This is a genomic window from Nocardia niigatensis NBRC 100131 (assembly GCF_000308655.1).
In the GTDB taxonomy this organism is placed as follows: Bacteria; Actinomycetota; Actinomycetes; order Mycobacteriales; family Mycobacteriaceae; genus Nocardia; species Nocardia niigatensis.
This window is the reverse complement of record NZ_BAGC01000044.1, coordinates 92,434-119,028: the sequence shown is the minus strand read 5'-3', so window position 1 is coordinate 119,028 and position 26,595 is coordinate 92,434. Positions and strand designations below refer to the sequence as shown.

Below are 26,595 nucleotides of genomic sequence, written 5' to 3'. Positions count from 1 at the left end.
GGTGTGCCATCGACAGGTGGGCGGCGGAGGCCGGGATATTGCTGCACGCCCACGGGCGTCGGGCCGGTCCTGTCCTCGTTCGGTGCGGAGCGCGTCGGCGAATTGTTGTCGATGTGGCTGCGCCCGAGGATGATTCGCCGTTGCTGCGAATCGGGGTGGCGCCTCCGCGGAGTGGGATGTCCGCGCTGCCCGTGCTGCCCGATGCGGCGACCTGGGTGCTGCCCGATCTGGAATTGATCCGGGCCGGCGCCATTACGGCCGATAGGCTGCATCCACTTGTCGCGTCGGCATGTGGATGGGACCGGGCGCGCCCTGTTTCGGCTCCGACTGCCGACTCCGCAGGTCGGCCACACCTGGTGGAATGCCGGGGCGAGCTGCACCGAATCGGACTGGTGAACGGGGTGCTGGCCGCCCTGGACCACGACCCCGCCGAGGTCAGGCGCGAGGAGCTGCTGGTCGCGTTGACCGGCACTCCGCTGCCCTGCCTACAGGCCATCGACCAGGCCCATCGTCACCCGGATTGTCTTGCCGGCGTGAGCGAACGGCTGGCCCATGGCGACACTGCCGGTGCGCTGGCCATTGTCGAGGGCCTGCTCGGTCCCGATGCGCTGCTGCGTGCGGGAGCGCTGCGCGACGAACTGGAGGCATCCGCGCAACGCCGGATCGACTACGGCCTGTTCCGGGCCGGACTGACCACACCGGCCTTGGTTCCGATTCCCGGCCGCGATCACTCCCGCCGCCGGCGTAGTGGTGTCCGCGCGCATCCACGCAACGCGGCATTTCGCTGATACTTCCCAATTCCTAGACACCCGAAGGTGATTCACGCATGTCTGTCGAAACTCTGTGCGCCCCGACCGCCGAGCACACCGCTTCCCAGCTCGACGTTGCCGCCGAACTGCTCAACCTGCTGGGCACGGTGACCACTGAGCCCCGCCCCAACATCCAACTCGAGGCGCTGACGCTCGCGGTGGCCGCCGACCTGCCGGTGCTGCTGTGGGGTGAGCCCGGGATCGGCAAGACCGCGGCCCTGACCCAGCTCGCCCAGTCCCTGGATCTGCCACTGACCACGGTGATCGCGAGTGTGCATGAGCCATCGGACTTTTCGGGCCTGCCCATCATCGGCGACGACCCCGCCGCACACGGCGTGCCGATGGCGCCGCCGGACTGGGCGGTGCGTCTCGTGCGCGCCGGTCGCGGTCTGCTGTTCCTCGATGAACTGTCGACCGCCCCGCCCGCCGTGCAAGCCGCCCTGCTCCGCCTGGTCCTGGAACGCCGGATCGGCGCCCTGCGCCTGCCGCCCGGGGTCCGCATCGTCGCGGCCGCCAACCCGCGCTCCTCGGCGGCCGACGGCTGGGAGCTGAGCCCGCCCTTGGCCAACCGCTTCGTGCACCTGCAGTGGACCCACGATCACGACGTGGTCGTCCGCGGCCTCGGCGGCACCTGGCCACATGCGACCCTGCCCGTACTCGCGCCCGAAAAGCTGACGGAGGCAGTCTCTTTCGCTCGCCGCGCGGTATGCATCCTGCTGGCGGCCCGACCCAAACTCGTGCACCAACTGCCAAACTCCGAAACGCGCCGGGGTGGCGCGTGGCCGTCACCGCGCAGCTGGGAGATGACGGTTCGGCTGATCGCCTTCGCCACCGCGGCAGGCGCCGGTCGGGATGTGCTGTCCCTGCTGGTCCGGGGCGCGGTCGGAGACGGTCCCGGTTTCGAACTGCTGACCAGCATCGACCGGATGGACCTGCCCGACCCGGAAGCGCTGCTCGCCGATCCGGACACCGCCGAACTGCCCGAGCGTGGCGATCTGCGTCAGGCCGTGCTCGACAGCGTGGTGGCGGCGGTGCGGCAGCGCCCGGAGCGATCCCGCTGGGATGCGGCTTGGGCGCTGCTGGTCAAGGCCGTCGACACCGGTGCACCGGACCTGGTGGTCGTCCCCGCGACGACCCTCGCCACCCTGCGCCGGGACAACTGGGACGTACCCGCGTCCATCGAACGACTGGCCGGCATGGTGTCGGTGTCGCAGGGCGCGGATCGCGCCGCGGCCCGCGTCGCCGCGCAGGTGGCCCGATGACAGCGGACACCGCACACCTCGACCTCGACAAACTCTGCGCCGCCCGACTCCTGGCCGTCCGGGCCCGGCCCTACCTGGCGACCGCGCTCTACGCCCTGCACGTAGTGGAGTCTCAGCGAGTGCCGACCATGGGCGTGGACCGATACTGGCGGTGCTACGTGTCGCCGGCGTTCGTGAACTACACGCCGGTCGAAGAACTGGCGTCTGTTCTCGTGCACGAGGTGTCGCATCTGCTGCGCGAACACCACAGCCGCAGTGACCGATTCGCGCGTGAGCACGACCTGTCCGGCCAGGCGGAGCGACTGCGGATGAACATCGCCGCGGACGCCGAGATCAACGATGACGCGTTCGGCGACGGCCTGGTCCTGCCGGAGGGAGCGGTCACACCGACGACACTGGGCTTGCGCCCGGGCGAACTCATGGAGGACTACCTGCGTCAGTTCCGCCTGAGCCCACGCACCCAGGAGCTGGCCTGGCTGGACTGCGGCAGCGGCGCCGACGGCCTCGACCGCGCCTGGGACCTGGGCCCCGACGGCGCGGACGGCCTCAGCGAGCAGGAACGCGACGCCGTCCGATTCCGCGTGGCGCAGGGCATCATCGGCCATCCGGGCAACGCGCCCGAGGGGTGGCGCCGATGGGCGGAGGACGCCGTGCACCCGCCACAGCCCTGGCGGGAGCTGCTGGGCGCCGCGATTCGCTCCGCGGCCTCCGCTCCCGGTGTCGGCGAGGACTACACCTATGGCCGGCCCGCACGACGCTCGGCCGGGCTGCCCGGCGTCGTGCTGCCGAGTCTGCGGCGCACCCCACCCCGGGTCAGCGTGATCATCGATACCTCGGGTTCGGTCAGCGACGCCGAACTGGGCAGCGCCCTGCTCGAAACCGCCGCCATCTCCCGGACCGTGGGCGGCCGCCGCGACGCCGTCACCGTGCTCTCCTGCGACGCCGCCGCCCGGATCGCGGATCCACTGTGCCGTGCCGAAGGGATCCCGCTGATCGGCGGCGGCGGAACCGATCTGCGCACCGGATTCGCCAAAGCCCTACGCGCGCAACCCCGCCCGGACGTGATCGTCGCCCTGACCGACGGCCAGACCCCCTGGCCCTCCGCCCGACCCGGATGCCGAACGGTGGTGGGATTGTTCCGCCGGGCGCCCCTGGTGCGGGAGGACGATCCGGATTACGTCCCGGACCGCCCGCCCGCCTGGGCGCGGGTCGTCGACATCGGGTGAGGGCGGACCCGGCGCGGGCCCCTACGGCGGTGACGGTTGACGCCGGTACCGGTGTGACGCATGGTGGGCCGATGGGCGATGACGTGCGGGCCGGATTGAAATTCTCCAGTCTCGACAGTCCCTTGTTCGACGGGGCCGAGTCCACCAAGGGTGATCTGATCGCCTACCTCGAGGCGGTCGGGGACCGAATGGTGCCATCGCTGCGCGAGCGGCCGCTATCGGTGGTGCGGGTGCGGCCCGGGCAGGAATCGTTCATGCAGAAGAACCTGCCCAAGTACACACCGGACTGGGTGCCGCGGGTGACGCTGTGGGCGGGCAGCTCGAAACGCGAGGTGTCCTACGCGCTGTGCGAGGACGTGCGGACACTGCTGTGGTTCGGGAACCAGCGGGCCGTCGAGTATCACGTGACACTGCTGACCGCCGACGGACTGGCCGATTATTCAGGCAGTCCAACGCATCTCGTGCTCGACATCGACCCCGCGCCCGATCAGCCGTTCGGTCAGGTGGTCGCCGCGGCCGAACTGATCCACCAGGCACTGACCGCCGACGGTCTGGCGGGCGCGGTGAAGACGAGTGGATCCAAGGGCGTGCACATCTTCGTCCCGCTGCGGCCCGGGGTAAATCTCGAGGACGCCGCCGCGGCCACGCGCGCCATCGCGGCGCGCGCCGAGCGGCTCGATCCGGCCCTGGCCACCACCGCGTTCATTCGAGAGGACCGGGGCGGCAAGGTCTTTCTGGATTCGACGCGGGCCGGTGGCGCGACGGTGGTCTCGGTCTACAGCCCCCGCATCCGGCCGGGCGCGACCGTATCCTTCCCTGTCAGCTGGGCGGACCTCCCGAGCATCGACCCGCACGACTTCACCATCCGCACCGCCCCCGAGCTGCTCGGCGACCGTGACCCGTGGGCCGAGGCCATGCCCGAACCCCAGTCTCTCCCAGCCGATCTGATCGCCGAGGGTCACACCATCCCGGTCGCCCGGGTGCAGGCCATGCACGAGGGCAAGCGCCGCGCCCGGGCTCGCCGCGAGAACTGACCATCGGCCATGACCGTTGGCGCCGCTCGACGCCACGCCGCCGATCGCACGATTCGGGCGGTTCGCCTACGCTGGTCGGCGTGATGAGAGCGGTGGGCGCGGCGGTGGGGATCGCCCTGATCGGGATGGGCGTCGCGGGCTGCGGCTCCTCCGATCGGCAGGCGGCCCCGGCCACGACGACCTCGGCCAAGGCCGTCATGCCCTCGCCCAACACCATCGGGCTGTGTGGCGGGGTGTCCGACGCCGAGGTCATCCAGGCGACCGAGGTCGGCGATGCCCATCGGGTGTCGGCGAATCCGGTCAGCTGCGCCTGGCAGCCGGCCGCGGGCGGTGACTACGCGGTCACCTTCCATTGGTTCCGCGGCAGCGCGCTGGAGGATCGGCGCGGCCAGGTCACCACCGGCAAGTCCGCCACCGTCCAGGTCGCCGGGCAGCCGGGCATCGAGTGGCAGGGCGGGCAATCCTGCGAGGTGGCCGTCGCGTTCGGCGACACCGATTTCATCGACTGGTCCGAGCACGCCGCCGCGCCCTCATGCAAGGGCGTGGAACAGCTGGCCGCGGCCACCCTGACCAAGGCGGGACAAGGCTGATGGCGCTACGCGCGCGAATCGCGGCGGCGGCGATGCTGATCGCCGCACTGTCGGGTTGTTCGCACGGCGATCACCGGACCCAGGTGCGGCCCGCCGAGGATCCGAACCTGCTGGCGGGCTGCGGTCCGATCGACGACCAGAAGCTGGCGGGCGCCATCAACGCCACCGGTCTGCGGCAGCAGAGCGCGCCCACCGTGTGTAACTGGACCGGCACCAACGCCGGCGGCGGCACGGTCGACCTGACCTATGCCTGGCTGCGTGACGACACCCTCGCGCGCGAGGTCCAGATCGCCGATCAATTCGGCTACCAGATCGAGCGTCTGGTGGTGAAGCACTTCGGCGGCATGTACTGGCGCGATCCGAAGGATCCCGGCAGCTGTGCGGTGACAGTCGCCGATACCGGGACCGTCACGTGGTGGGTGCAGAACCGCGGACATGCCGCGCAACCCGATCCGTGTGCGGCCGCCATGAACCTGATGAACGCCACGCTCTCCGTCGACGGCGTCTAGCGCCGAATCCTCAGCGCTGGATCGAACTCAGTGCTCGAGGAAGGTGGCGACGATGTTCCAGAACATGTTCGGGTCCACGCTGTTGAAATCCCAGCTCTCGGTGAGGCTGTGTGTGATGTTGACGATGCTCGGGATATCGAAGTCGTGCCGGGTGGCGGTGCCCTTGGCCTCCACGGCGGTGACGACGTAGGCGGTGGCGGTTTCTGCGGTGTGGGGCACTGGGAAGCTCCAATCGAGGACCGGGACCGGATGGGTATGCGTGGCCGTGGACAGCGTCGGCCACAACCACGCATCGCAAACGCCCTGGCGAGCCTCGCGGCGGGCGCGTCGTGGCGTTTCCGTCCAGTTTTGTTTCCGGCCGCGTCGCGCGGGAGTTCCGAAGACGCCAAACCGGGACAGGACACGCCAACCTTGCTGTGTGGTTGCCGGAATACCGTACGGTAGGTGCGATTTCGGCCTGTGCGCAGGGTCCAGCTTTCAGGAATCATCGCGGTCGCGCCACCGGTGCACGGCCCGCCGCAGGCTCGCGGGATCCGCGTATCCCAGGAATTCCGCCTGCTGGGCGCGTGGAAGGTGTTCGGCCCGTTGCAATCTGCGGCGGCGTGCGCAATCCACCTCACGACGCCAGCTGGTTCCTGACTCGGTCAGGCGGCGTTGAAGTGATCTTGGTGATGTCAGCAGCCGCCGCGCTACCACTTCCAGTGTCGCCGTGCCCTCCTCGAGGGCGGTGTCGAGGACAGTGCCGAGCTGATCCAGCCACGTGACGCCGAACTCGGGAGTGGCCGGCAGGGTGGCCGCGTAGGACAGCAGCACGGCCGTCAACTCCGGATCGGCCGACTTCATGGGCAGTGCCAGATCCGTCGCCCGTATTGTCACCGCGTCGATCGTGCTCCCGAAATCGATTGCGCGGGTGCCGAACAGCTCGTTGAACCCGGCGAGATCGGCCGGCGCGGCCTGCCGGAACCGCACCTGCGCGGGCACGATCGGGCCCCGGGTGGCTGCCCGGCCCCGGCCCACGAGCAACGCGAAAACGGCCTGCACCAACAGTTCCCGGCCGCGGCAGTCCTCGACGCCGGACACCACCTCGTAGCAGACCTCGTGCTCGGTGCGATTCGCGATCCGGAAGGTGTAACTCGTTGTCAGACTGCCGGAGTGGCGCACGCAGGCGTCCAGCGCCGCGCCGAAGGTCTCCGCGGACAGGAACAGATACTCCAGCAGCCCGAATTCTCCGGTCGTGCTCTCCTCGGACACCCGCAGCGCGATATCCGGGTCACCGGTCTCCTGCTCGAGCAGCTCCCAGACCCGCAGGCAGTAGCGGGACGACACCCGCGTTCCCTCACCGCCCTCGCGCCAGGTGGGAACCCCTGCCAGCCGGGCGATCCGCTCCGGGTCGAGGCCTGCCCGGGCCGCCCGTTCCAATGCGAACCGGGCCATCAGAATGCTGTCGTGATAGTCGGATCGAGTAGTCACGGGCGCCCATCACCACGCGGCCCGGCGGCGTGCGCTCGCCAGCTCCCGGCTCCAGCTGGTTCCGGCGGCGGCCAGTCGCCGCTGCAGCGTGCGTGGGCTGGTGTCCAGGCGCCGCGCCATCTCGTCGATCGACACCGTGTCCAGCGTGGACAGCGAATCGAGTTCGGCGGCAAGCAGATCGGCCCAGGCCCGCGCGGGCGGGGTGGACAGGGTCGCCACCGTCGCGGCGCGGCGCAGCACGGCCGCCAGCCCCGGATCGGCGGTGAACTGCCGCCGGTCCAGATCCGTGCGATGCAGCGTGAGCGTGTCGGCGTCGGCGCCGAAATCGACGGCGGCGGTGCCGAAGAACTCGGTGTACGGCGCGTGGTGGCGCGGCGCGCGTTCCCGCAGAGTCACCGCGACCGGCGCGATCCGCTCGCGCGCGCCGAGTCGCGCGCGAGCGGTCAGGAAGGCGAAACTCGCCTGCGCGGCGACCTCCGCGCCCCGGCTCTTCTCGGCCGTTTCCGCCGCGAAGGTGACGTGCCGGTCGTCCTCGCCGACCACGGCCAGCCGCCGTGCGGTCGATAGCGCCGACCCGAATTCCCCTGCGGCCCTCAACCCGTCGCCCACGGTCGAGGCCGTGGCGAGCAGATAATCAATCATCCCCAGTTCCCCCATTCCATACCGTTCGGCCGCCCGCAGTCCCACGTGCGGCAATTCCGCCCTGCGCTCGAACAATTCCCACAACCGCGGATAGCACTGCCCCGGAATGCTTCCCGGTGGCCCGTCCAGCGCGCCGGCCCCGATTCCCGCCGCCCGCGCCAACTCCACCGGATCCAGTCCCGCCGCCCGTACTCGGGTCAGCACGAACCGGGCCAGCAGCACACTGTCCGAGGCGGTCATGTGGGCTCGTCGTCGTGGTCGGCGGCCCAGTGGATTTCGAGCAACTCGAGATGTCGCTTGCGAGCGCGATCGACCTCGAGGCGCCAGGTGGTGCCGGATTCGGCGAGCCGGCGCTGGAGGGTGCGCGGACTGGTGTAGAGCCGGCGGGCGACGTGATCGAGCATCGCGTCGGTGCTGTCGAGCACCTCGGCCAGCACTGCGGCCACCCGGTCCGGCCACTCGGTGGCGCGCGGCGGCGGGGGCGGCATGGTGGCGGCGTGGCGGCGCAGGACCGCCGCCAGCAGCGGGTCCGCGGTGATCTGGGGCAGCTCGAAGTCCGCGCTGCGGTAGGTGATCCGGTCGATCGGGGCGCCGAAATCCAGCCGGGCCGTGCCGAATTGCTCGGTGAAGGCGTCGAGGCGGCGCGGCGCGGGTTCGCGGAACTGGACCCGCACCGGATCCATCGGCCGCCCGGTCGTCTGGCGCATGCGCCAGACCAGCGTGGCCAGCGCCATCTGCACCGACAGGTCGCGGCCCCGGCCCTCGTTGTTGACGGTGTAGACGTCGAAGGTGGATTCGGTCTCGGTCTGCGCACCCGGTTCGATGCGGAAATTGGTGGACACCGACCCGACATACGGTCCCAGCACGCCCAGTCCCGCGCCGACGGTCTCGGCCGTCGAGACCAGATAGTCGATCAGCCCGAATTCCCCGAGCCGATAACTGCCGGTGGACCGCAGGGTGAACTCCGGGTCGTCCAGTTGGTACTCCAGTAGCTCCCACAGCCGTGGGAAATAGTCACTGGGCACCCGGGCGTCGCTGTCGGTCAGCAACCAGCTCGGCATACCGGCGTCACGCGCGAGCCGCGCCGGATCCAGGCCCGCGGCCGCGGCGCGCGTCAGGACGAAACGTGGCAGCAGCACGGAGTCGGAGGTGTGCATCAGCCAATGGTGCGGGGAATTCGCGGCCGGAAACCCGGAATTCACCGAACTGTGAGACAGCCCGCTCGCCCCCGAATTCTTGTGAACGCGGGCGAGCGGGCGTCGCTCCCTGTTCTTTCTGCGGGTCAGGCGCGCAGGAAGGTGGCCGCGATGCCCCAGAACCGGCGGCGGTCGACCGCCCGGAAATCCCATGTCTGCGTGATGTTGTGGGTCGTACTGACGATCCCGGGCACGTCGAAGTCCTCGCGGGACGCCGTCCCCTTCGCCTCCAGGGCGGCGATGACGTAGGCGGTGGCGGATTCGAGGGTGTGGGGCATGGGAGCTCAGGTCTGTCGTAGGGGCAGGGGGAGACGCGGATTCAGCGGGTGGTGTCGCTCAGTACTTCCTCGTAGCGGTACTCGGTGGGGATGGTCTCGCCGGCCGCGTGCGCCTGCTCCTCGCGATTGCGCAGGTCGACGCGGCGGATCTTGCCGGAGATGGTCTTCGGTAGCTCGGTGAACTCCAGTCGGCGGACCCGCAGGTACGGGGCCAGGTGATCGCGGGCGTATTCCAGGATGGCGCGGGCGGTTTCGCGGTTCGGCTCCCATCCTGCCGCCAGCGCCACGTACGCCTTGGGCACCGCGAGCCGCGTGTCATCCGGCTGCGGCACCACCGCCGCCTCGACCACGGCCGGATGCTCGATGAGCACGCTCTCCAGCTCGAACGGGGACACCTTGTAGTCGGAGGACTTGAAGACGTCGTCGGTGCGGCCGATGTAGGTGATGTACCCGTCCGCGTCCCGCACCGCTACATCTCCGGTGTGGTAGTAGCCGCCCTCCATGACCGCGGCGTTGCGCTCCGGATCACCGAGGTAGCCGGTCATCAGATTGACCGGCGCCGCAGCCAGATCCAGGCAGATCTCGCCCTCGTCGGCGAGCTGCCCGGTGATCGGATCCACCAGCACCACCGGCACGCCCGGCGCGGGCCGGCCCATGGAACCGGGCACGAGCCGCTGGCCGGGCGTATTGCCCACCTGGAGCGTGGTTTCCGTCTGGCCGAAGCCGTCGCGGATGGTCAGGCCCCATGCCTTCTCCACCTGGGCGATGACATCGGGGTTCAATGGCTCACCCGCGCCGAGGATTTCACGCAAGCCGATCGGACGCTCGCCCAGATCCGCCTGGATCAGCATGCGCCACACCGTGGGTGGCGCGCAGAACGTGTTCACCTCCGCCCGGCGCAGCTGATCGAGCAGCGCGGCGGCGTCGAAACGCGCGTAGTTGTAGACGAATATGGTCGCCTCGGCCAGCCAAGGCGCGAAGAAGCAGCTCCAGGCGTGCTTGGCCCAGCCGGGCGCGCTGATGGCCAGGTGCACGTCGCCGGGCCGGACGCCGATCCAGTACATGGTGCTCAAATGACCGACCGGGTAGCTGATCTGCGAGTGCTGCACCATCTTCGGCTTGCTGGTGGTGCCGGAGGTGAAATACACCAGCAGTGGATCGGTCACCTCGGTGACGGCCCGGAACGGCCCGGCCGACTCGACCGACGCTGCTGCGGCGTACTCGTGCCAGCCGGAGGTGCCTTCCGACGATTCCGCCTCGCCCACCACGATTCGCGTGTAGTCGCCCGGCACCTCGTCGAACTTGCCGGTGTCCCTGCGATTCGCGATGACGAAACGCGCTCCGCCGCGCTCGATCCGGTCGCTCAGATCGGCGGGGCCCAGCGCTCCGGTGGTGGGCATGATGACCGCGCCCAGCTTGGCCACCGCCAGCATGGCCTCCCACAACTCGGCCTGATTGCCCAGCATGAGCACCACCCGGTCGCCCTTGCCGACGCCCAGCCCGGCCAGCCAGGTGGCCACCCGATCCGAGCGCTCGGCCATCTCGGCGAAGCTGATCCGCTGCTCGGAGCCGTCCTCCTCGACGATCCACAGCGCGGGCCGGTCGTTGCCGCGGGCGATGTGATCGAACCAGTCGGTCGCCCAGTTGAATTCGCCGGTCAGCAGCGGCCACTCGAACTCGCGCACCGCCGCGTCGTAATCCGTCGAGACGGCCAGCAGTCCGTCACGCGCCGCGCGGTAGGCCTCGGTATTGCCAGGCCCACCCGTCGCCCCGCCCCTGACGGAATCGTTTCTCAATGCATTCATTTCTGCTCCTCGGTCAGGCCGAGTAGTCGCGCGCCGATCTCGCGCATCTCGACCTTGCGAATCTTGCCGGTCACGGTCATCGGGAACTCCTCGACGACGTGCACATAGCGGGGAATCTTGTAGTGGGCGAGCTTGCCCGTGCAGTACTCGCGCAGGCTCTCTGTGGTCAAAGGCGTTGTGTCCGGGCGCATCCGGATCCACGCCATCAGCTCCTCGCCGTACTTGACGTCGGGGACGCCGATCACCTGGGCGTCGACGATATCGGGATGGGTGTAGAGGAATTCCTCGATCTCGCGCGGGTAGATGTTCTCGCCGCCGCGGATGACCATGTCCTTGATGCGGCCGGTGATGGCCACGTAACCCTCGTCGTCCATGGTGGCCAGGTCGCCGGTGTGCATCCAGCGCGCGGTGTCGATGGCCTCGGCGGTCTTCTCCGGTTCGCCCCAATAGCCCAGCATCACCGAGTAGCCGCGGGTGCACAGCTCACCGGCCGCGCCGCGCGGCACGGTCACTCCGGTCACCGGGTCCACGATCTTGACCTCGATATGGGGCCCGGCCCGGCCGACGGTGGCGGTGCGCTGCACCAGCGAATCGTCGCCGCGGGTCTGGGTGGACACCGGGCTCGTCTCCGTCATGCCGTAGCAGATGCTCACCTCGCGCATGCCCATGCGCTCGATGACCTGCTTCATCACCTCCACCGGGCACGGTGAACCCGCCATGATCCCGGTGCGCAGCGAGGACAGGTCGTAGGTGTCGAACTCCGGATCGGCCAGTTCGGCGATGAACATGGTCGGCACCCCGTACAGGGAGGTACAGCGTTCGGCCGCAACGGCTTCCAGCGTGACGCGCGGATCGAAGGCCGGAGCCGGAATGATCATGGCCGCGCCGTGCGTGGTGGCGGCCAGATTGCCCATCACCATGCCGAAGCAGTGGTAGAAGGGCACCGGAATGCAGATCCGGTCCTGCTCGGTGTAGCCGCACAGCTCGCCCACGAAATATCCGTTGTTGAGGATATTGTGGTGGCTCAGGGTCGCGCCCTTGGGGAAACCAGTTGTGCCGGAAGTGTATTGAATATTGATCGGATCATCGGTGGACAGCGCCGACTGTGCCGCCGCCAGCAGATCCGGGTTCGCGGCCCGGCCGGTGGAGAACAGGTCCTGCCACTCGAGGCTGTCCAGCAGCACCACCTGCTCGAGCTCCGGGCACTCCGGGCGCACCTCGGTGATCATGGCGGCGTAGTCCGAGGTCTTGAACGACGGGGCCGCGATCAGCATCCGAATCCCGGCCTGGCGCAGCACGTATCGCAGTTCGTGCGCCCGGTACGCGGGATTGATATTGACCAGGATCGCGCCGACCTTGGCGGTCGCGTACTGGGTCAGCGTCCACTGCGGGCAGTTGGGAGCCCAGATGCCCACCCGGTCGCCCTTACCGATCCCGGCCGCCAGCAGGCCCAGCGCCAGCGCGTCGACCTCGGCGTTGAACTCGCGGTAGGTCCAGCGGGTGCCGGTGGTGTAGTCGATCAGCGCCTCGCGATCCGGATGCGCGGCCGCGGTCTTGTCCAGGTTGGCGCCGATGGTATCGCCCAGCAGGGGAGCATCCCAGACTCCGAAGGTGTAGCTCATGCTCTCGCTCACACCAGTAGGATCTACATCACACTCACCACCGACTACCCCCGAAAGGGGCTGACCGATGACTTCGGCCGCCGACGGGCTCCTGCGCCCCAGCGACGGTGACGCACTGCGCGCTGAGCTGCGCACTCTCGCCTCCGCCAGCAAGCTCCCGGTCGTCTTCGGCGGCGAGGTGCACGCGGGCATGCTGGTGCTCAGCGAATTCGTCGGCACCCGCACCAACGGCATGCGCGGCCTGGCCGTGGCCCCGAGTTCCGGGCTGGGCGGCTCGGTGGTGGCGACGGGCAAACCGCGTTCGGTGTCCGACTATCGCTCCGCGTCCACCATCACCCACCACTACGACGCCCCGGTCCTCGGCGAGGGCCTGCGCGCGGTCGTGGCGGTGCCGGTGGTGGTGAAGGGCGAGGCGCGCGCGGTGCTGTACGTGGCCAACCGGGATTCGGGGGTGATCGGCGACCGCATCGCCGACGAGATGGTGCAGGCCGGACGCCGGCTCGCGACGGAACTGGCCATTCGCGACGAAGTGGATCGGCGACTGCGGCTCTCCTTCGCGCGGGAAGCCGTCACTACCGCCAATCCCTTCGTCGTCGAAGCCAATACCGTTGTGACCGAACAACTCCGGGATCTGCACGCGGAACTGCGCGGCATCACCCAGGAGGTGTCGGATGCCTCGGCCCGGCAGCGCCTGCGGGAGGTCACCGAGAAGCTCGCGCGCCTGGTGTCCGGCGTCGCGGCCCCGGACGACGCGGTGAGCCTCGCGCCCCGGGAACTGGACGTCCTTGCCCAGGTCGCGCTGGGTTGCACGAATCTGGAAGCAGCGCAACGACTTTCGGTGCGCCCGGAAACGGTCAAGAGCTACTTGCGCAGTGCCATGACCAAACTCGGTGCGCACAATCGCCACGAGGCGGTCGTGCGCGCACGCCGCCTCGGGCTTCTTCCGTAATAGTCACTCTCGCAGGGGATTCGGGGGTTTCAGGGGTTCGCCCCGAGGGAGTGCGAGAGTCAGGCTAGCGCTCAGCGACCAGGTGACGGATCGATTCGCCGCCCTTGGCGTGGTGCAGCCGCCCGAATCTGCTGTCGAGCAGGTGAGCCATGCTCTCGGCGGCTCCGATGTAGGCCTCCTCGGCGGTGGCCGCGTGGTGGGTGGTCGCCACCGGTGGCTGGCCCTTGGGCCGCGCCTCGAGGGTGCACTTTCTGTCCTCGAAACCACCCTTGTGGCCGTTCACATCTGTGATGTGGGCCTCGACCCGGGTGAGGTGATCAGCGAACCGATCCAGTATCGAAGCGATGGTGTCGGTCGCTTCCTGGGCGATCGCGCCGCCGCCGATGTGCTTATCGGCGAAGACCTGGATTTGCATGGCAACTCCAATCTCTCGGGTAGCAATCCCCGGCGTAACCGAGGGCTTGCTGACACCTCCGACCTTACTCACTTCCGCTGAGCGTGGCATGTGGAATAAATCGCGTGGCGGCGTGCGGTTTTTCGTGGTCCGCGCTCAGCGGGTGGCCAGGCCCAGGACCGTCAGGGCGAGGTCGGTGGCGGCCTCCGGGTGGCCGAGGGAACGGGCGGCGGCCGACACGGCGGCGCGGGTCTGCGCATCGGTCAGCAGTTCGGTCAGGGCCGTGCGGAGATTCGCGACGGTGGCGTCCTCGCCGACCAGGGCGCGAGCGGCATTGTGGTCGGACAGGATTCGGGCATTGCGGATCTGCTCGCCGCCGACCGAGTGCGGGTACGGAATCAACACCGAGGGCTTGCCCAGCGTGGTCAACTCGGCGAGAGTGCCCGCGCCGGAACGTGATACGACCACGTCGGTGAGCGCCAGCACGTCGGGCAGCTCCGGGCCGATGAATTCCCGCACCAAGTACCGGCCGCGCACGTCCTCCGGGAGGGCGGCCGCGGCCTCGCGCACCTGCTCGAAGGAGAGGCGCCCGCACTGGTGAATCACGTTGGCGGAGTGCAGGAGTTCGGGCAGCAGCTGCGCGATGAGGTCATTGATCTGCACCGCGCCCTGCGCGCCGCCGGTGATGTAGACGGTCGGCAGGCCGGGGGTGTAGCCCTCCCAGTCGAGGGCCTTGACCGCCGCGCCCGGATCGCCGGTCGTCAGGCTCGGTCGAATCGGATTGCCGGTGACCACGGCCCGATCCCGGACCCGCGCGGGCAGCATGGCGATGGACGCCTCGGAACTGAGCGCGATGCGGTTGGCCATCCGGGCCAGCAGCAGGTTGGCCTTGCCGACGCCGGTGGTCTGCTCGTGGATCACCAGCGGCCGGCGGCGCAGCGCGGCGGCCATGCCGATCGGGGCGCACACGTAGCCGCCGGTGCACAGCACCGCGTCCGGCCGGAACCGGCGCACCACGCCCTGCGCGGTGAGGACACTGACCGGCACGCGCAGCGCATCGCGCGCATTGTCCTTGTTGAGCATCTTGAGCGGATTGCGGTCGCGGCGTAGCTTTCCGGCCTTGATGCCGGTGAAGTCGATGTCGTTCTCCGCCGCGACCCGCTGCTCCAGGCTGTCGGGCACGCCGACCCACAGCACCTCGGCCGTGGCTCCGGCCTCGGCCGCCAGATCACGCAGCGCCCGCACCGCCGCCACCGCCGGATAGGTGTGGCCGCCGGTACCGCCGCCCGCGACGATCACGCGCACCCGGCCACGGTCGCCCAGCCGCTGCAGGATGAGGGCACGGTCGGCGGCGGGATTCGACATGGACGATCCTCCTGGTGGGGTGGCGGGTGCGGGTGGCGCAGCGCCCAGGCTATCCCGGCGGGCGGCATGGTGGCCGGTCCGGGAGGTACCGGTCGGTCGGCGCTTGCCGCTTCAGCTGTCGGATACCCCGCCCGAGCCGCTCACCGCCCTCGAGCACGGGTTGGCCGCGCTGTGGCGCGATACGGCGGCCGGGCGCGACGGGGCAGGGCGGGCACGCCTGCGGACGGCTCTGATCGAGTTGTTCGACGGCTGGGAACGCGTGCTGGAGAACGAAGTTCGACGGCGTATGCCCGATCCTGTCGACTATCTGGAACTGCGACGCGTCACCTCGGGCGGTCGGCTGTTCTGTGCGCTGGATGCTCTGTATTCGCCCGAAATAGCGACAAACCCACAGATTTCGGAGATTATCGGACTCCAGTATCGTCCGGCAGCTGCAACATTCGGCACACGATTACGCGGCCCTCGTCAACGATCTCTATTCGTATCAGCGGGAGATCGAATACGATGTGGAGCTCCACAATCTGGTGTACCTCACCCAATCGTTCCTGGGCTGCTCCCGCGAAGTCGCGGCCGATATCGTCGTCGATCTCGCCAATGAGCGCTCGAGGCAGTTCGAACTCGTTGCCCGCGAACGGCTTCCCGAATTCTTCGCCGATCACGTCTTGCCCGGCGAGGTGCGGACGGCGCTGCTCGGCCACGTCGACCGGCTCCGGAATCATATGGCCGGAAACCTGCACTGGCACACCGTCACCGGCCGCTATTCCGAGCAGGCCCTGCGGGCCTTCCGTCCCAAGCCGGTGATCACCGGGCCGCTCGGCCCCTTCGTCAGCGTGCTCGCCGACCGGGCGGGCCGGCGCTGACCGCAACGACGCGGAGTCGCTGATCGAATCGCGGTAGTTCCCTGGAGTTGTCATGAGTTCGTTGACAGCGGCCGGTGCCGCCTTCTCACCTCGGGAGGGCCTGCGGGACAGCGTGATCGGACCCGGCGAGCGCGCCCCATACCTGCTGCGCCGGGCCCAGCGCCTGACCCGTCCGCTCATGGGCGCCGCCGTCGACACCCTGCCGAGCGAACTGCGCGTCATGGCCGGGTACCACCTGGGCTGGTGCGATGCCGGCGGCGTCGTCACCGCGGGGGAGCCGGGCCGGGGACTGCGGCCGGCGCTGGTGCTGGCCGCCGCCTCGGCACTGGGCGCGGCGCCCGACATCGCCCTGGACGCGGCCGCGGCGAAGGCCTGGGCGCAAGCGGAATCGCTGCGCCACGTGCGTTCCGCCGCGGCCATGCTGGCCGGACGGCCCGACGAGGATCTGCCGGCGCTGGCCGGTTGCGCGGCCCAGCAATAATTGAATTCGGACAAATTAATTCGACCGGACGGTTCACATTGCGCGGCAATATCTTTCGGTGATTCAAACGTCAAGCGGGCTTGACCGGCGTGTGGCGCGTGTAGCGGACCGCTTGCGCTGGTGATGCTGTTTTCCGTGCGCGCCGGGTTGGGTCGGGCGTCGGATTTGGGTAATCGATTCACCGGAATCCATTGCTCCACAACTGCTGGGCTGTCACGATATGCCCCACGCGGTGAACGGGTTCGGTGCGCTTTGCCGTCGAATTATCAACCAGGCGTGCACCTTTCACATTCGGCTTGTTCCCCGGCTGCGATACGCCTCAATTCGCCATGCCTATTTCCCAGGAGTTCGAGCATGACTACGGGAGCTGTCGCCGGACCCGGGCGACTGCTGGCGCTGGGCCGTGAATCCGCCGGGGAATTGGTCCGGGAACTGGCGCAGGCCGCGGTCACCACGCGTTCAACGAACCCTCACTCCGAGGAAACCAGAGAGGACGCAATGAACACATCGAGCAACGCCGGCGCGCCTCGTGCGCACCGAGAGCCGCGACGACGTGGTCGTGGTGGTGGTGTGCCGCAAGTCGGTCAATGTGGGCATGCTGTTCGCTCAGACCCGGCGGGTGCTCAAGGACATCGGCAAGCTCTGACGGTGCGCGCCGGTCGGGGCGGGTCGTGGATGAAAGGTCAACGGCCCGTTCGGCATCCGGCAGCCGACCGGTCATCGGATCAGGGAATGCGGCCCACCGCGGCCAGCATGGCCACCGCCTCGGGCCGCGGATGCGGCCGGTACTCCTCGGGTCGCCAGAGGGTGACCGCGGTGATGCCCGGCGGGATCACGGTGAATCCGTCGAAGAACTTGGCGAACTCGGCGCTGGAGCGCAATTGGAACGGCACGCCGCTGCGGGCATTGGCCGCCGCGGAGCGGGCCCGATCGTGCTCGTCGAGATAGTCGTTGGTGGCGTGCGACATGACCAGGTAGCTGCCGGGGGCCAGCGCGTCGGTGAGCTGCCGGACGAGTTCGTAGGGGTGTAGCTCGTCGGTCATGAAGTGCGCGACCGCGACCACCATGAGCGCGACCGGCTTGCTCAGGTCGAGGGTGGCCAGCAGATCGGGCTGGGTCAGGATGTGCTGCGGGTCGCGTAGGTCCGCGTCCAGGTACGCCGTCTTGCCCGCGGGGGAGCTGTCGAGCAGATGGCGGGCGTGCACCTGCACGATCGGATCGTTGTCGACGTAGACGATGCGCGACTCCGGCGCGATGCCCTGCGCGATCTCGTGCACATTGCCGGCGGTCGGCAGGCCGGAGCCGATATCCAGGAATTGTCGGATGCCCGCCTCACCGGTCAGGTAGGCGACCGCGCGGCGCAGGAAGTTCCGGTTCTCCACCGCGGACAGCTGCACCGTCGGAAAGGCTTCCGCCACAGCGTCGGCCGACTCGCGATCGGCGGGGAAGTTGTCTTTGCCACCCAGCCAGTAGTCGTACCGGCGCGCGGGATGCGGTTTGGTGGTGTCGACGCGGTCCGCCGCTGAATCCGAGTTCAAAACGCTCACAATCCTTTTCGGCTACTGTCAGAATCCGTCAGCTCCAGTTGCGGATCGGTAGCGGCTCTGTACTGTCGGAAATCAGAGCCGTGCGCCTGCCCCCGCAGCCTTGCCGGAAGGTTCGTCATGCAGTTGCGCTACAGCCCGTTCGATTTCGATGTCCATGCCGATCCGTACCCTTACTATGCCAGGTTGCGCAGCGAGGCCCCGGTCTACCGGAACGACACCGACGACTTCTGGGCCTTCTCGCGCCACGCCGATGTTCTCGCCGCGCTCCGCGATTCGGACCGTTTCTCCAGCATGAACGGCCTGCGGATGGAACCGGCTTTCTGGGGACCGCAGGCGGAACAGTTCTTCTCCTTCGTGGCCATGGACCCGCCCAAACACACCCGGCTGCGCGGCCTGGTGACGCGCGCTTTCACCGCCCACCGGGTGCAGGCGCTACAGCCGCGGCTGCGCGAGATCGCGATCGGCCTGCTGGAACCTCTGCTGGAGCGCGGCAGCTTCGATCTCATGGCCGAATTCGCCGGGCCCTTCCCGACCGAGGTGATCTCCGAGCTGGTCGGCGTGCCCGAGCAGGACCGGGAGATGCTGCGCAAGCTCGGCATGGAGATCATGTACACCGAGGAGGAGTCGACCGATCTGCGGCCCGAGGCCATGAAGGCCATCGGCGCGCTGGTCGGCTACTACACCGAGCTCACCATCGAGCGCGGCAAGTCCCGGCAGGAGGATCTGCTCTCCGGGCTGCTCGACGCCGCCGACGGTGACGACCGGCTCACCCCCGAGGAGATCGTCGGTGTCCTGATCCTGCTGGTCGGTGCGGGCATCGAGACCAGCATGCTCACCTTCGGCAATGCCTGGCACGCCGCCTGGCTGCACCCCGAGCAGCGCAAGCAGGCCCTCGGCGGCCGCATCGACGACTGGATCGGCGAGGCCATGCGCTGGGACCCGGCCTCCCAGACCCAGCTGCGCACCACCACCGAAACGGTCGAACTGCACGGCGTCACCATCCCCGCCGGCGCCCGCATCCTGCTGCTCATGGGCGCGGCCAATCGCGACCCTGAGGTCTTCGCCGATCCGGACAGCTTCGACCTGGACCGCGACACGTCGGCCTCCCTGGTCTTCGGCAGCGGCCGCCACCACTGCCTGGGGTCCAACCTGGCGCTGCTGGAACTGCGCACGGCGCTTCAGGAAATCGCCTCGCGCGTAGCCGATTTCGAGGTCGACCCGGCCGGTCTGCAGCGCATCCACGCCTCGAACAACCGCGGCTTCGCCAGCCTGCCCACCACGGTCACGCTGCGCTGAGCGGTGCCGTCCGTCCGCCCGGCTCAGCGCAACGAGCCGGGCAGACGGTCGGTCACCAGACGGGTGTAGGGGCGCAGGCTCAGGCAGAGCGAGAGCCAGCTCGCGCCGATGAGCCATCCGGCGAGCACATCGGTCGGCCAGTGCACGCCGAGGTAGAGCCGGGACAGGCCGACCGCCACGACGAACAGGGAGGCGACCGCGATCACGAGGACACGGATCACGCGGTGGGCCAGGGCGGGCAGCAGGACGGCCGCCAGAATCCCGACCACGACGGCCGAACCGAGGGCGTGTCCGGACGGGTACGAGTGGTTGCTCTCGCTGACCAGATGGTCGATCACCGGCGGCCGATCGCGGCCGATCAGAAGTTTGCCGAAAAATACGAGCACCCCCGCGCCGGCTGCCGCCACGGCAACGAGGACCGCCCGATCCCAGTACTTCCGCCACGCCAGCACGACGCACGCCAGCATCGAGTAGATCGCCACCGAGGTGGTGTCCCCGGCCGCGCTGACCGCCTCGGCGAGCACGGTCCAGGTGTGGGTGCGCTGCTCGATGAACCACTGCAACCAGGAAGAATCCGGTCCCGCCGGGCCATTGGCCCAGGCCACGAAACAGGTGAGGACGCCGATCACGGCCGCCATCGCCAGCGCGATGAACACGCCGGCCCGGCTGTGGCCGGGGACTTCCGTCGGTGGATTCGTGGTAGGCGCTTCCTGCGGTGCGGGCGGTGCGGACAGCATGCCACCGAGGTTGCCATGGCATCGCTGAGAGAACGTTGAGAGGTGCGACGGATGGCTTGGGATCCGGCGCACAACGGGGGCGGGCGACCGCGGACCGGACCGTCGGGCATGCTGGTGCCCGTGCGGGTGCTGGTGGTCGAGGACGAGGAGCGGCTGGCGCGGACCGTTCAGCGCGGGCTCGAGCTGGAGGGATTCGTGGTGCAGCTCGCCCACACCGGGACCGACGGGCTGTGGGCGGCCGTAGAGGACACCTTCGATGTGATCGTGCTCGACATCATGCTGCCGGGACTGAGCGGTTACGAGGTGCTGCGTCGCCTGCGCGCCCGGGACGTGATGACGCCGGTGCTCATGCTGACCGCCAAGGACGGCGACTACGAGCAGGCCGACGCGCTGGATCTCGGCGCCGACGACTACCTGACCAAGCCCTTCTCCTTCGTGGTGCTCATCGCCCGGCTGCGCGCACTGCTGCGCCGGCGCGCACCACAGCAGCCACTGGTGCTGACGGCGGGCGACCTGGTTCTGGACCCGGCCCGGCGCACCGTGCGGCGCGGCGATACCGCACTCACCCTGACGCCCCGCGAGTTCGGGCTGCTGGAATTCCTGTTGCGGCACAAGGGATTGGCGCTCACCAAGACCGAGATCCTGCGCAATGTGTGGGACGCCCACTACGACGGACCGGAGAACGTGGTCGAGGTGTACGTCGGCTATCTGCGCAAGAAGATCGACGCGCCGTTCGGCAGCAGCAGCATCGAGACGCTACGGGGCGTCGGCTACCGGCTGGTCGACCCCGACTGGTCCGGCGACCGGCAGATCGATGACGAATCGAGCTCCGCCCCACGGTGATTCGCCGATCGTGACCGAACCGCCGTGCGCGGCCACGATTTCCGCGACGATGGCCAGGCCGAGCCCGGAGCCGCCGGTGGCGCGGGCCCGGTCGGCCTCCAGACGCACGAAGCGGCCGAAGACGCGCTCGCGGTCGGCGGCGGGGATGCCGGGGCCGTCGTCGTCCACCGATACCCGGGCGGTCTCGCCGTCGCGCCGGACCGTCACCGCCACCGTGGTGCGGGCGTGCGCGGCGGCGTTGTCGACGATATTGCGCAGTGCCCGGGCCAGTTTCGGCTGATCGCCCCGGATCCGCACCGGCTCGATCGCCGTTCGCACCGTGAGCCCGCCCCGCGCCCGCAGGGCCGCAGTCTGCTCGCCGGCCAGATCGTCGAGATCGACATCGCCGGTACGCATGTCGAGCCCGCTCTCGTCGGCGGCGGCCAGGGTCAGCAGATCCTCGATGAGGTGCCGCATGCGCTCGGTCTCGGGCAGCAGTGTGCCGCCGATCAATTCGGCGTCCAGCGCCTCGGGCCGGTCCCGGGCGAGTTCGAGGGCGGCGGTCACCACGGCGAGCGGGCTGCGCAGTTCGTGGGAGGCGTCGCCGACGAAGCGCCGCTGGGCCGCGTGCCCGGCCTCGATGCGGGCGAGCATGTCGTTCATGGTCTCGGCCAGCCGGGCGATCTCGTCGCGGGCCACCGGCACCGGAACCCGCTCCGACAGCCCGGCCGCACCGATGCCCGCGACCCGGCTGCGAATCTCCTCGACCGAGCGCAGCGACCGCCCGACCAGCAGATAGGTGGCCAGCGCGGCGGCCGCGACCACGATGGGCCCGCCCACCGCGACCAGTGCCGCGACCCGTTTCACCGCGTGTTCGGCCGATTCGCTGTCGCCCGCGACCAGCACGACGTACCGGCCGTCCGGTGCGGAATGGGTGCGGGCCGACACCCGCAGATCCTCGTCGTACACCGGAACGGGCCGTCGCGCGCTCTCTCTCGCACCCACGGTTACCGGGTCCAGCAGCGGCGCCGACAGTTTCGGATTCGACTCCCGTGCGATCCGCCCCTGGGCATCGATGACCTGCACGACCCCGATCTGCCCGGTCGCCTCGAAGAGCGAATCCGGCAGCTCCGCCACCGAATTCCGGGCCAGGTCACTGGCGATGGCCTCGGCCCGGGTACCCGCCGCGGTGTCGATCTCCCGCAGCAGGGACCGGTTCAGCAGCCCGAGCATGGCTCCCGCCGCGAGCAGCAGGACCGCGCCCACCGTCAGCGCGGCCGCGACGGCCGACCGGATTCGCAGTCCCCAGAGCGAGGGCCGCGACCATTCCCGGATCCGATTCACGCCCCCATCATGGGTCACCCCCGGTCCGGGTCGGTCAGCAGACCGCGATTGACGAGGCCGAGGACCTGTTCGACCGCGAAGTCGATGTCGGCGCGCTCGGTGGGGAGAGATCCGTCGAGCAGCAGGCCGGCCAGGCCGTGCACCGCCGACCAGGCGGCGATATCCGCCCCGGGACGCAGCGCCGGGTCGAGGAGTCCGGCGGCCCGGGCCTCGTCGAGGACCTGGGCGAGGATGCGGTGCGGATCGTCGGCCGGTTCGTCCGCGGGACCCGGGGCGGCGGCGGTGTGGGCGCCGTAGGCGGTGCGGAACAGGCCGGTGCGGGTGAGCGCGAAATCGATGTAGGCCGTGCCGACGGCGTGTAGCCGGCCGCGCGGATCCTCGGTGCGGGCGATGCGCCGGCGCATCTCGGCGGCGAGCGCGGCGCGGGCGTGCCGGGATACCTCGGCGAGCAGGGCTTCGCGATCGGCGAAGTGCCGGTAGGCGGCCGAATGCGACACCCCGGCGGTGCGGGCGACCTCGCGCAGGATCACCCGGTCGGGTCCGCCGTCCTCGGCGAGGGCCAGACCCGCGTCGACGAGGGCCGTGCGCAGGGCGCCGTGGTGATAGGTGGTGCGGCGGTCCGGGGCGGCGGGGCTCATGAGGTCAGGATGGCACATTCGGCGGGGATGTTGACGACGGTCACATGGGCTCGCATACTCGTAGATGTGACCAGTGGAAACTTCGCGGTCCGCCGACCGGCCTTCGAATGAAAAGTGCTGCCATGAACGACATTTCCCGCGCCACCCCGTACGCCGCCGGCGACTCCCGGACCGATATCGAGAAAGCCCTGCTCGCAGCCGGGCACGACCTCGATCGGCTGCGGCTCGCCGACCTCGCGCTGGTCGAGGACTTCCACACCATGGGCCGGATCGCCACGGGCGCGCTGGCGGAGCTCACCGGTCTCACCCCGGAGACCCGGGTGCTCGACGCGGGCAGCGGGATCGGGGGCACCACACGGTATGTCGCCGACGCCTATGGCTGCCACGTCACCGCGGTGGATCTGACCGAGGACTACTGCCGGACGTCCCGCTGGCTCAACGGCCTGGTCGGGCTGGCCGACCGGATCACTGTCCGGCAGGGCGACGTCACCGCGCTGCCCTTCGCCGACGGCGATTTCGATGTGGTGTTCAGCCAGCACGTGCAGATGAACATCGCCGATAAGGACGGGCTCTACCGGGAAGCGCGACGGCTGCTGAATCCCGGTGGTCTGCTGGCCATCTGGGACATCGCCGGCGCCCCCGCCGCCGACCCCGACTTTCCCCTCCCGTGGGCCGATCACCCGGACCAGAGCCATCTCACGACCCCGGACGAACTGCGCGCCGCGCTGGAGCGGTCCGGTTTCGCGCTCGAGCACTGGGACGACCTCACCGATCAGGCGGCCGCGATCATGCGGGTCGTGCTGGCCGCCCCGCCGAATCCCGTTGGGCTGCAGTCCTTCGTCCCGAACTTCGCGGAGAAGATCGAGAACCTGACCCGGGCGCTCGCCGACGGCCGGTTGCGAGCCGTCCGAGCGGTCGCGCGCGCCCTCCCATCGCGGGCAGGATCGGGGAGCTCCCGGCGCGGGTTGCGCGGTTGACCGCAGCGGGAGCTCCCCGATCATGAAAGTTACCGGGAGACCGGGATTCCCGCAGACCAGACTTCCCGGATCGCGTCGTGGCGGTGATGTCGGCGAGCGGATCGGCGTCCAGGACACCGGAGTCGGCGCCGATCACGCCGCCGTCGATGACTACCGTTCGGGTCAGCGCCGGAACACCTCGGTCAGTGTCGTCGTGGCAGCAGGCGGCGGGAGACGTGCTCGGTCATGGCCTCCGCGATCGGCGGCACGGTGGGCGTCGGCCGGGTGGGCGGCGGCGGGGCCGAGCGGGCGTCGGCCGAGATGCGGATGAGCAGCGCCAGGATGATGTAGTTGGCCAGCAGCGAGGAACCGCCGTAGGACATGAACGGGGTGGTGAGACCGGTCAGCGGAATCAGTTTCGTGACACCGCCGACGACCACGAACAGCTGCCAGCCGATCGAGAACGCCAGCCCGCCGCCGAGCAGCTTGCCGAACGCGTCGCGGGTGGTGAGGGCGGCGCTGAAACCCCGGATGCACAGCACCAGGAACAGGGCGAGCACGGCGGTCAGGCCGATCAGCCCGAGTTCCTCGCCGATGGTGGAAATGATGAAGTCGGTTCCCGCGAACGGCACGTCCTGCGGGCGCCCGCTGCCCAGCCCGGTCCCGGCCAGCCCGCCGGTGCCCATGCCGAACAGGCCCTGCGAGATCTGGTATCCGGTCGTGTAGTACGTGGCGAACGGATCGCGCCACACCTCGACGCGCACTCGCACGTGGCCGAACAGCTGATAGGCGATGATCGCGCCGACCGAGAACATGGCCAGGCCGATGAGCAGCCACGAGGCCCGCCCGGTGGCGATGTACATCATGGCCAGCACGGTGCCGAAGACCAGCAGCGAGAAACCGAGGTTCTTCTCGTACACCAGCACCAGCACCGCGACGAAGGTGACCAGCAGCAGCGGCGCCAGATCCCGCAGCCGCGGGAAGGTCATGCCCAGGAAGCGTTTTCCGGCGGAGGTGAACAGTTCACGGTTGGCGACCAGGAAGGCGGCCACGAAAATGATCAGCAGCACCTTCGCGAATTCACCGGGCTGAATCGAGAAGCCGCTGATCAGAATCCAGCTCTTGCCGCCGTTGACCTCGCTGAAGCGCGACGGCAGCAGGGCGGGGATGAGCAGGGCGATCACACCGGCCAGGCCATAGGTGTAGCCGTAGCGGGCGGGCTTGGTGTGATCGGGTACGAAGACCAGCACCAGCACGAACAGCAGCATGCCCAGGCCGGTCCAGATCAGCTGGTGTGCCGAATCCGAGGACGGGATCGGCTCGCCGGCGTTCTTGGCCTTCACCACCTCGGCGCGGTCGAGCCGGTCGATGAGGACCAGGCCGATGCCGTTGAGCAGCACCACGCACGGCAGCAGCACCGGGTCGGCGGCGGGCGCCCAGCGGCGCACGGCCAGATGGGTGACCAGCACGAAGACCGTGAAAACGGTGAGCGCGCGGACACTCTGGCCGTCGAAGCCGTTGCCGGTGGCCGAGGTCATGGCCAGGTAGGCGAAGGCGATCAGGGCCAGTGCGGCCACGCAGAGTAGCAACTCGGCATTGCGCGGAACACGCCCTCTCGACTTCGCCGGGGGTGGGCTGTGCCGAAATGCGCTCACACCGAACAGTATCGCGTGCGGTAGCGGATGAGGAGCCAAAGCAGGAGGGCTTCGGCGACGGCGGTGAACACGGTGAGGAATTGGCTGAAGTAACTCGCCAGTACATTCACCACGGTCAGCGACAGAATATTCGACCAGATGCCCAGCCGCACACCGATATCGGCGCGACCGCGTATCCACGCCCCGGCCGCCACCGCGCAGCCGACGCCGACCAGCAGTTCGGCTACCGCGGCGATGCCCAAGCCCACCAAGGCCTTCCAGCCGTGGTTCTGGGTGACGTCGAGGAAGTGGTTGAGCGCGGTCCAGGGCGAGTGCCAGACCGCCAGCACGATGACGGCCAGCACCAGCCGCAGCAGCGTCCAGACGGCATGGCCGATCAGGACGGTGATGAGCACGGTCGCCAGCACCGGCTGCGGCAGGACCGCGTCCTCGGCGCGCCGGTAGGCATGTCGCAGCCGGGCGAAGCGGGAGGGCCGGGCGCTCTCGTGGGTGGTGCGCAGGTAGGTGCCGAGGGCTTCACACAGCGCGACGGTGTCGGGGGTGAACCCGCTGCGATCGATGCGGTCGAGGGCGGTGAGCAGATAGTTGCGCTGTTCCACGCTGATCGTGCCGCCCACGTCCATGCCGACCTGCTCGGTGACGTCGGCCAGGATCAGCGCGGGCGGGCGGACCCGGCTGCGCGCGGCATACCGGGCGACCAGCACGATCAGCAGGAAGGCCAGGTAGATGATGGGCGCGGCCAGCGGGAAGAAGTAATCGTTGTCCGAGGTGATGAACTTCCCCACCTCGTCGATGAACAGGCCCAACCCGACCCCGGAGAGCGCCGCCGCGGTGGTCAGCGCCGCGCGCCCGGCGAACAGGAACATCACCAGGCACGCGATGACCAGCAGTAATCCACCGAAGAGGGCGTGCGCGATGTGGTAGGTGCTGCCGCCGATCTTGGGATAGCCCGCGGCCATCAGGTACAGCCGCGTGATCACCACGGTGAGCCCGAAGCAGACCGCCATGATCGTCACCAGCCGCCCGGATCCGGGCCGCCACCTCGTCCTCGCCACGCGCTCACCGAACACGATGTCCACCGTGACACAGAACCTGCGACCGCGTCATC

27 protein-coding genes and 1 pseudogene are annotated in these 26,595 nt (G+C 69.2%); 13 read left to right on the top strand and 15 right to left on the bottom strand.

The genetic code is table 11. The features are described 5' to 3' along the window. Positions 1-176: 176 nt before the first annotated feature. The 6 genes from ON33_RS44275 (at position 177) to ON33_RS38405 (ending at position 5,430) form a co-directional block, all read left to right on the top strand. The gene (locus ON33_RS44275; RefSeq protein WP_306307521.1) at positions 177-788 is read left to right on the top strand and encodes a hypothetical protein; all 612 of its coding nucleotides are present in this window, start codon (positions 177-179) and stop codon (positions 786-788) included. 38 nt (positions 789-826) lie between these two features. Next, complete coding sequence (locus tag ON33_RS21310) at positions 827-2,071, top strand: AAA family ATPase (RefSeq protein ID WP_051152590.1); 1,245 nt, start codon at positions 827-829, stop codon at positions 2,069-2,071. Continuing rightward, positions 2,068-3,297: a vWA domain-containing protein gene (locus ON33_RS21305; protein ID WP_040860771.1), complete on the top strand. Its 1,230-nt coding sequence runs from the start codon at positions 2,068-2,070 to the stop codon at positions 3,295-3,297. Before ON33_RS21310 ends, ON33_RS21305 begins: the two co-directional genes overlap by 4 nt. A gap of 71 nt (positions 3,298-3,368) precedes the next feature. Next, a complete protein-coding gene (locus ON33_RS21300; RefSeq protein WP_040860770.1) occupies positions 3,369-4,331 on the top strand; it encodes a DNA polymerase domain-containing protein in 963 nt (320 codons plus the stop codon). 83 nt (positions 4,332-4,414) lie between these two features. Then, positions 4,415-4,921 (top strand): DUF3558 family protein, encoded by a 507-nt coding sequence (locus tag ON33_RS21295; protein ID WP_083869164.1) that lies wholly within the window; start codon positions 4,415-4,417, stop codon positions 4,919-4,921. Continuing rightward, a complete protein-coding gene (locus ON33_RS38405) occupies positions 4,921-5,430 on the top strand; it encodes a DUF3558 domain-containing protein (RefSeq protein WP_051152589.1) in 510 nt (169 codons plus the stop codon). Before ON33_RS21295 ends, ON33_RS38405 begins: the two co-directional genes overlap by 1 nt. A gap of 27 nt (positions 5,431-5,457) precedes the next feature. Here ON33_RS38405 and ON33_RS21285 read toward each other — a convergent pair whose 3' ends face one another. From ON33_RS21285 to ON33_RS21255, 7 genes are all read right to left on the bottom strand, one after another. Beyond that, positions 5,458-5,649, bottom strand: a complete 192-nt coding sequence (locus ON33_RS21285; RefSeq protein ID WP_040860768.1) for a hypothetical protein — start codon at positions 5,647-5,649, stop codon at positions 5,458-5,460. A gap of 258 nt (positions 5,650-5,907) precedes the next feature. Then, positions 5,908-6,900, bottom strand: coding sequence for an AraC family transcriptional regulator ligand-binding domain-containing protein (locus ON33_RS21280; protein WP_157184651.1), 993 nt, complete (start codon positions 6,898-6,900; stop codon positions 5,908-5,910). A gap of 9 nt (positions 6,901-6,909) precedes the next feature. Beyond that, complete coding sequence (locus tag ON33_RS21275; RefSeq protein WP_040860766.1) at positions 6,910-7,782, bottom strand: AraC family transcriptional regulator ligand-binding domain-containing protein; 873 nt, start codon at positions 7,780-7,782, stop codon at positions 6,910-6,912. Further along, positions 7,779-8,699 carry an AraC family transcriptional regulator ligand-binding domain-containing protein gene (locus ON33_RS21270; RefSeq protein WP_157184650.1) on the bottom strand — a complete coding sequence of 307 codons (921 nt, stop codon included), beginning with the start codon at positions 8,697-8,699 and terminating at the stop codon, positions 7,779-7,781. Before ON33_RS21270 ends, ON33_RS21275 begins: the two co-directional genes overlap by 4 nt. Before the next feature lie 125 nt (positions 8,700-8,824). Continuing rightward, complete coding sequence (locus ON33_RS21265) at positions 8,825-9,016, bottom strand: hypothetical protein (protein ID WP_040860765.1); 192 nt, start codon at positions 9,014-9,016, stop codon at positions 8,825-8,827. Between the two features lie 41 nt (positions 9,017-9,057). Next, entirely contained in the window at positions 9,058-10,821 is a 1,764-nt protein-coding gene (locus ON33_RS21260) for an AMP-binding protein (RefSeq protein WP_051152587.1), read from the bottom strand. Then, a complete protein-coding gene (locus ON33_RS21255) occupies positions 10,818-12,443 on the bottom strand; it encodes an AMP-binding protein (protein WP_040860939.1) in 1,626 nt (541 codons plus the stop codon). The genes ON33_RS21260 and ON33_RS21255 overlap by 4 nt, the downstream gene beginning before the upstream one ends. 67 nt (positions 12,444-12,510) lie before the next feature. On the opposite strand from ON33_RS21255, the gene ON33_RS21250 reads away from it, so the two are divergent. Further along, positions 12,511-13,392, top strand: coding sequence for a helix-turn-helix transcriptional regulator (locus tag ON33_RS21250; protein ID WP_040860764.1), 882 nt, complete (start codon positions 12,511-12,513; stop codon positions 13,390-13,392). Between the two features lie 64 nt (positions 13,393-13,456). On the opposite strand, the gene ON33_RS21245 is transcribed toward ON33_RS21250, so the two are convergent. Both ON33_RS21245 and ON33_RS21240 read right to left on the bottom strand, forming a co-directional pair. Next, positions 13,457-13,807 carry a hypothetical protein gene (locus tag ON33_RS21245; RefSeq protein ID WP_040860763.1) on the bottom strand — a complete coding sequence of 117 codons (351 nt, stop codon included), beginning with the start codon at positions 13,805-13,807 and terminating at the stop codon, positions 13,457-13,459. Positions 13,808-13,942: 135 nt separating this feature from the next. Continuing rightward, positions 13,943-15,151, bottom strand: coding sequence for a UDP-N-acetylglucosamine--N-acetylmuramyl-(pentapeptide) pyrophosphoryl-undecaprenol N-acetylglucosamine transferase (locus ON33_RS21240; protein ID WP_051152586.1), 1,209 nt, complete (start codon positions 15,149-15,151; stop codon positions 13,943-13,945). Between ON33_RS21240 and ON33_RS44455 the strand changes: the two are divergent. The 3 genes and pseudogenes from ON33_RS44455 to ON33_RS21230 form a co-directional block, all read left to right on the top strand. Then, positions 15,120-15,494, top strand: a pseudogene (locus ON33_RS44455) (terpene synthase family protein); the annotation flags it as partial. The gene ON33_RS21240 and the pseudogene ON33_RS44455 sit on opposite strands and share 32 nt — an antisense overlap. A 76-nt stretch (positions 15,495-15,570) precedes the next feature. Then, positions 15,571-16,011: a terpene synthase family protein gene (locus ON33_RS44045; RefSeq protein WP_281033230.1), complete on the top strand. Its 441-nt coding sequence runs from the start codon at positions 15,571-15,573 to the stop codon at positions 16,009-16,011. A gap of 52 nt (positions 16,012-16,063) precedes the next feature. After that, entirely contained in the window at positions 16,064-16,492 is a 429-nt protein-coding gene (locus ON33_RS21230; RefSeq protein ID WP_040860761.1) for a hypothetical protein, read from the top strand. A gap of 725 nt (positions 16,493-17,217) precedes the next feature. Here the strand turns inward: ON33_RS21230 and ON33_RS21225 are convergent. Further along, a complete protein-coding gene (locus tag ON33_RS21225) occupies positions 17,218-18,039 on the bottom strand; it encodes an SAM-dependent methyltransferase (protein WP_245550643.1) in 822 nt (273 codons plus the stop codon). A 117-nt stretch (positions 18,040-18,156) separates the two neighbouring features. On the opposite strand from ON33_RS21225, the gene ON33_RS21220 reads away from it, so the two are divergent. Continuing rightward, on the top strand, positions 18,157-19,335 hold the full coding sequence (locus ON33_RS21220) for a cytochrome P450 (protein ID WP_040860759.1): 1,179 nt from the start codon (positions 18,157-18,159) through the stop codon (positions 19,333-19,335). A gap of 23 nt (positions 19,336-19,358) precedes the next feature. Here the strand turns inward: ON33_RS21220 and ON33_RS21215 are convergent, their stop codons facing one another. Continuing rightward, positions 19,359-20,072 (bottom strand): phosphatase PAP2 family protein, encoded by a 714-nt coding sequence (locus ON33_RS21215; protein ID WP_083869161.1) that lies wholly within the window; start codon positions 20,070-20,072, stop codon positions 19,359-19,361. Between the two features lie 120 nt (positions 20,073-20,192). On the opposite strand from ON33_RS21215, the gene ON33_RS21210 reads away from it, so the two are divergent. Next, positions 20,193-20,915 (top strand): response regulator transcription factor, encoded by a 723-nt coding sequence (locus ON33_RS21210; protein WP_051152630.1) that lies wholly within the window; start codon positions 20,193-20,195, stop codon positions 20,913-20,915. Here the strand turns inward: ON33_RS21210 and ON33_RS21205 are convergent. After that, positions 20,829-22,238, bottom strand: a complete 1,410-nt coding sequence (locus ON33_RS21205) for a sensor histidine kinase (protein ID WP_051152584.1) — start codon at positions 22,236-22,238, stop codon at positions 20,829-20,831. The genes ON33_RS21210 and ON33_RS21205 overlap by 87 nt on opposite strands. Positions 22,239-22,252: 14 nt before the next feature. Beyond that, complete coding sequence (locus tag ON33_RS21200) at positions 22,253-22,876, bottom strand: TetR/AcrR family transcriptional regulator (protein WP_040860758.1); 624 nt, start codon at positions 22,874-22,876, stop codon at positions 22,253-22,255. 122 nt (positions 22,877-22,998) lie between these two features. Here ON33_RS21200 and ON33_RS21195 point away from each other — a divergent pair, with 122 nt between their 5' ends. Continuing rightward, positions 22,999-23,853 (top strand): class I SAM-dependent methyltransferase, encoded by an 855-nt coding sequence (locus ON33_RS21195; protein ID WP_051152583.1) that lies wholly within the window; start codon positions 22,999-23,001, stop codon positions 23,851-23,853. 182 nt (positions 23,854-24,035) lie between these two features. Here the strand turns inward: ON33_RS21195 and ON33_RS21190 are convergent, their stop codons facing one another. Further along, positions 24,036-25,487 carry an FtsW/RodA/SpoVE family cell cycle protein gene (locus tag ON33_RS21190; RefSeq protein ID WP_051152582.1) on the bottom strand — a complete coding sequence of 484 codons (1,452 nt, stop codon included), beginning with the start codon at positions 25,485-25,487 and terminating at the stop codon, positions 24,036-24,038. Next, positions 25,484-26,542, bottom strand: a complete 1,059-nt coding sequence (locus ON33_RS38400; RefSeq protein WP_157184649.1) for a hypothetical protein — start codon at positions 26,540-26,542, stop codon at positions 25,484-25,486. Before ON33_RS38400 ends, ON33_RS21190 begins: the two co-directional genes overlap by 4 nt. Positions 26,543-26,595: the final 53 nt, after the last annotated feature.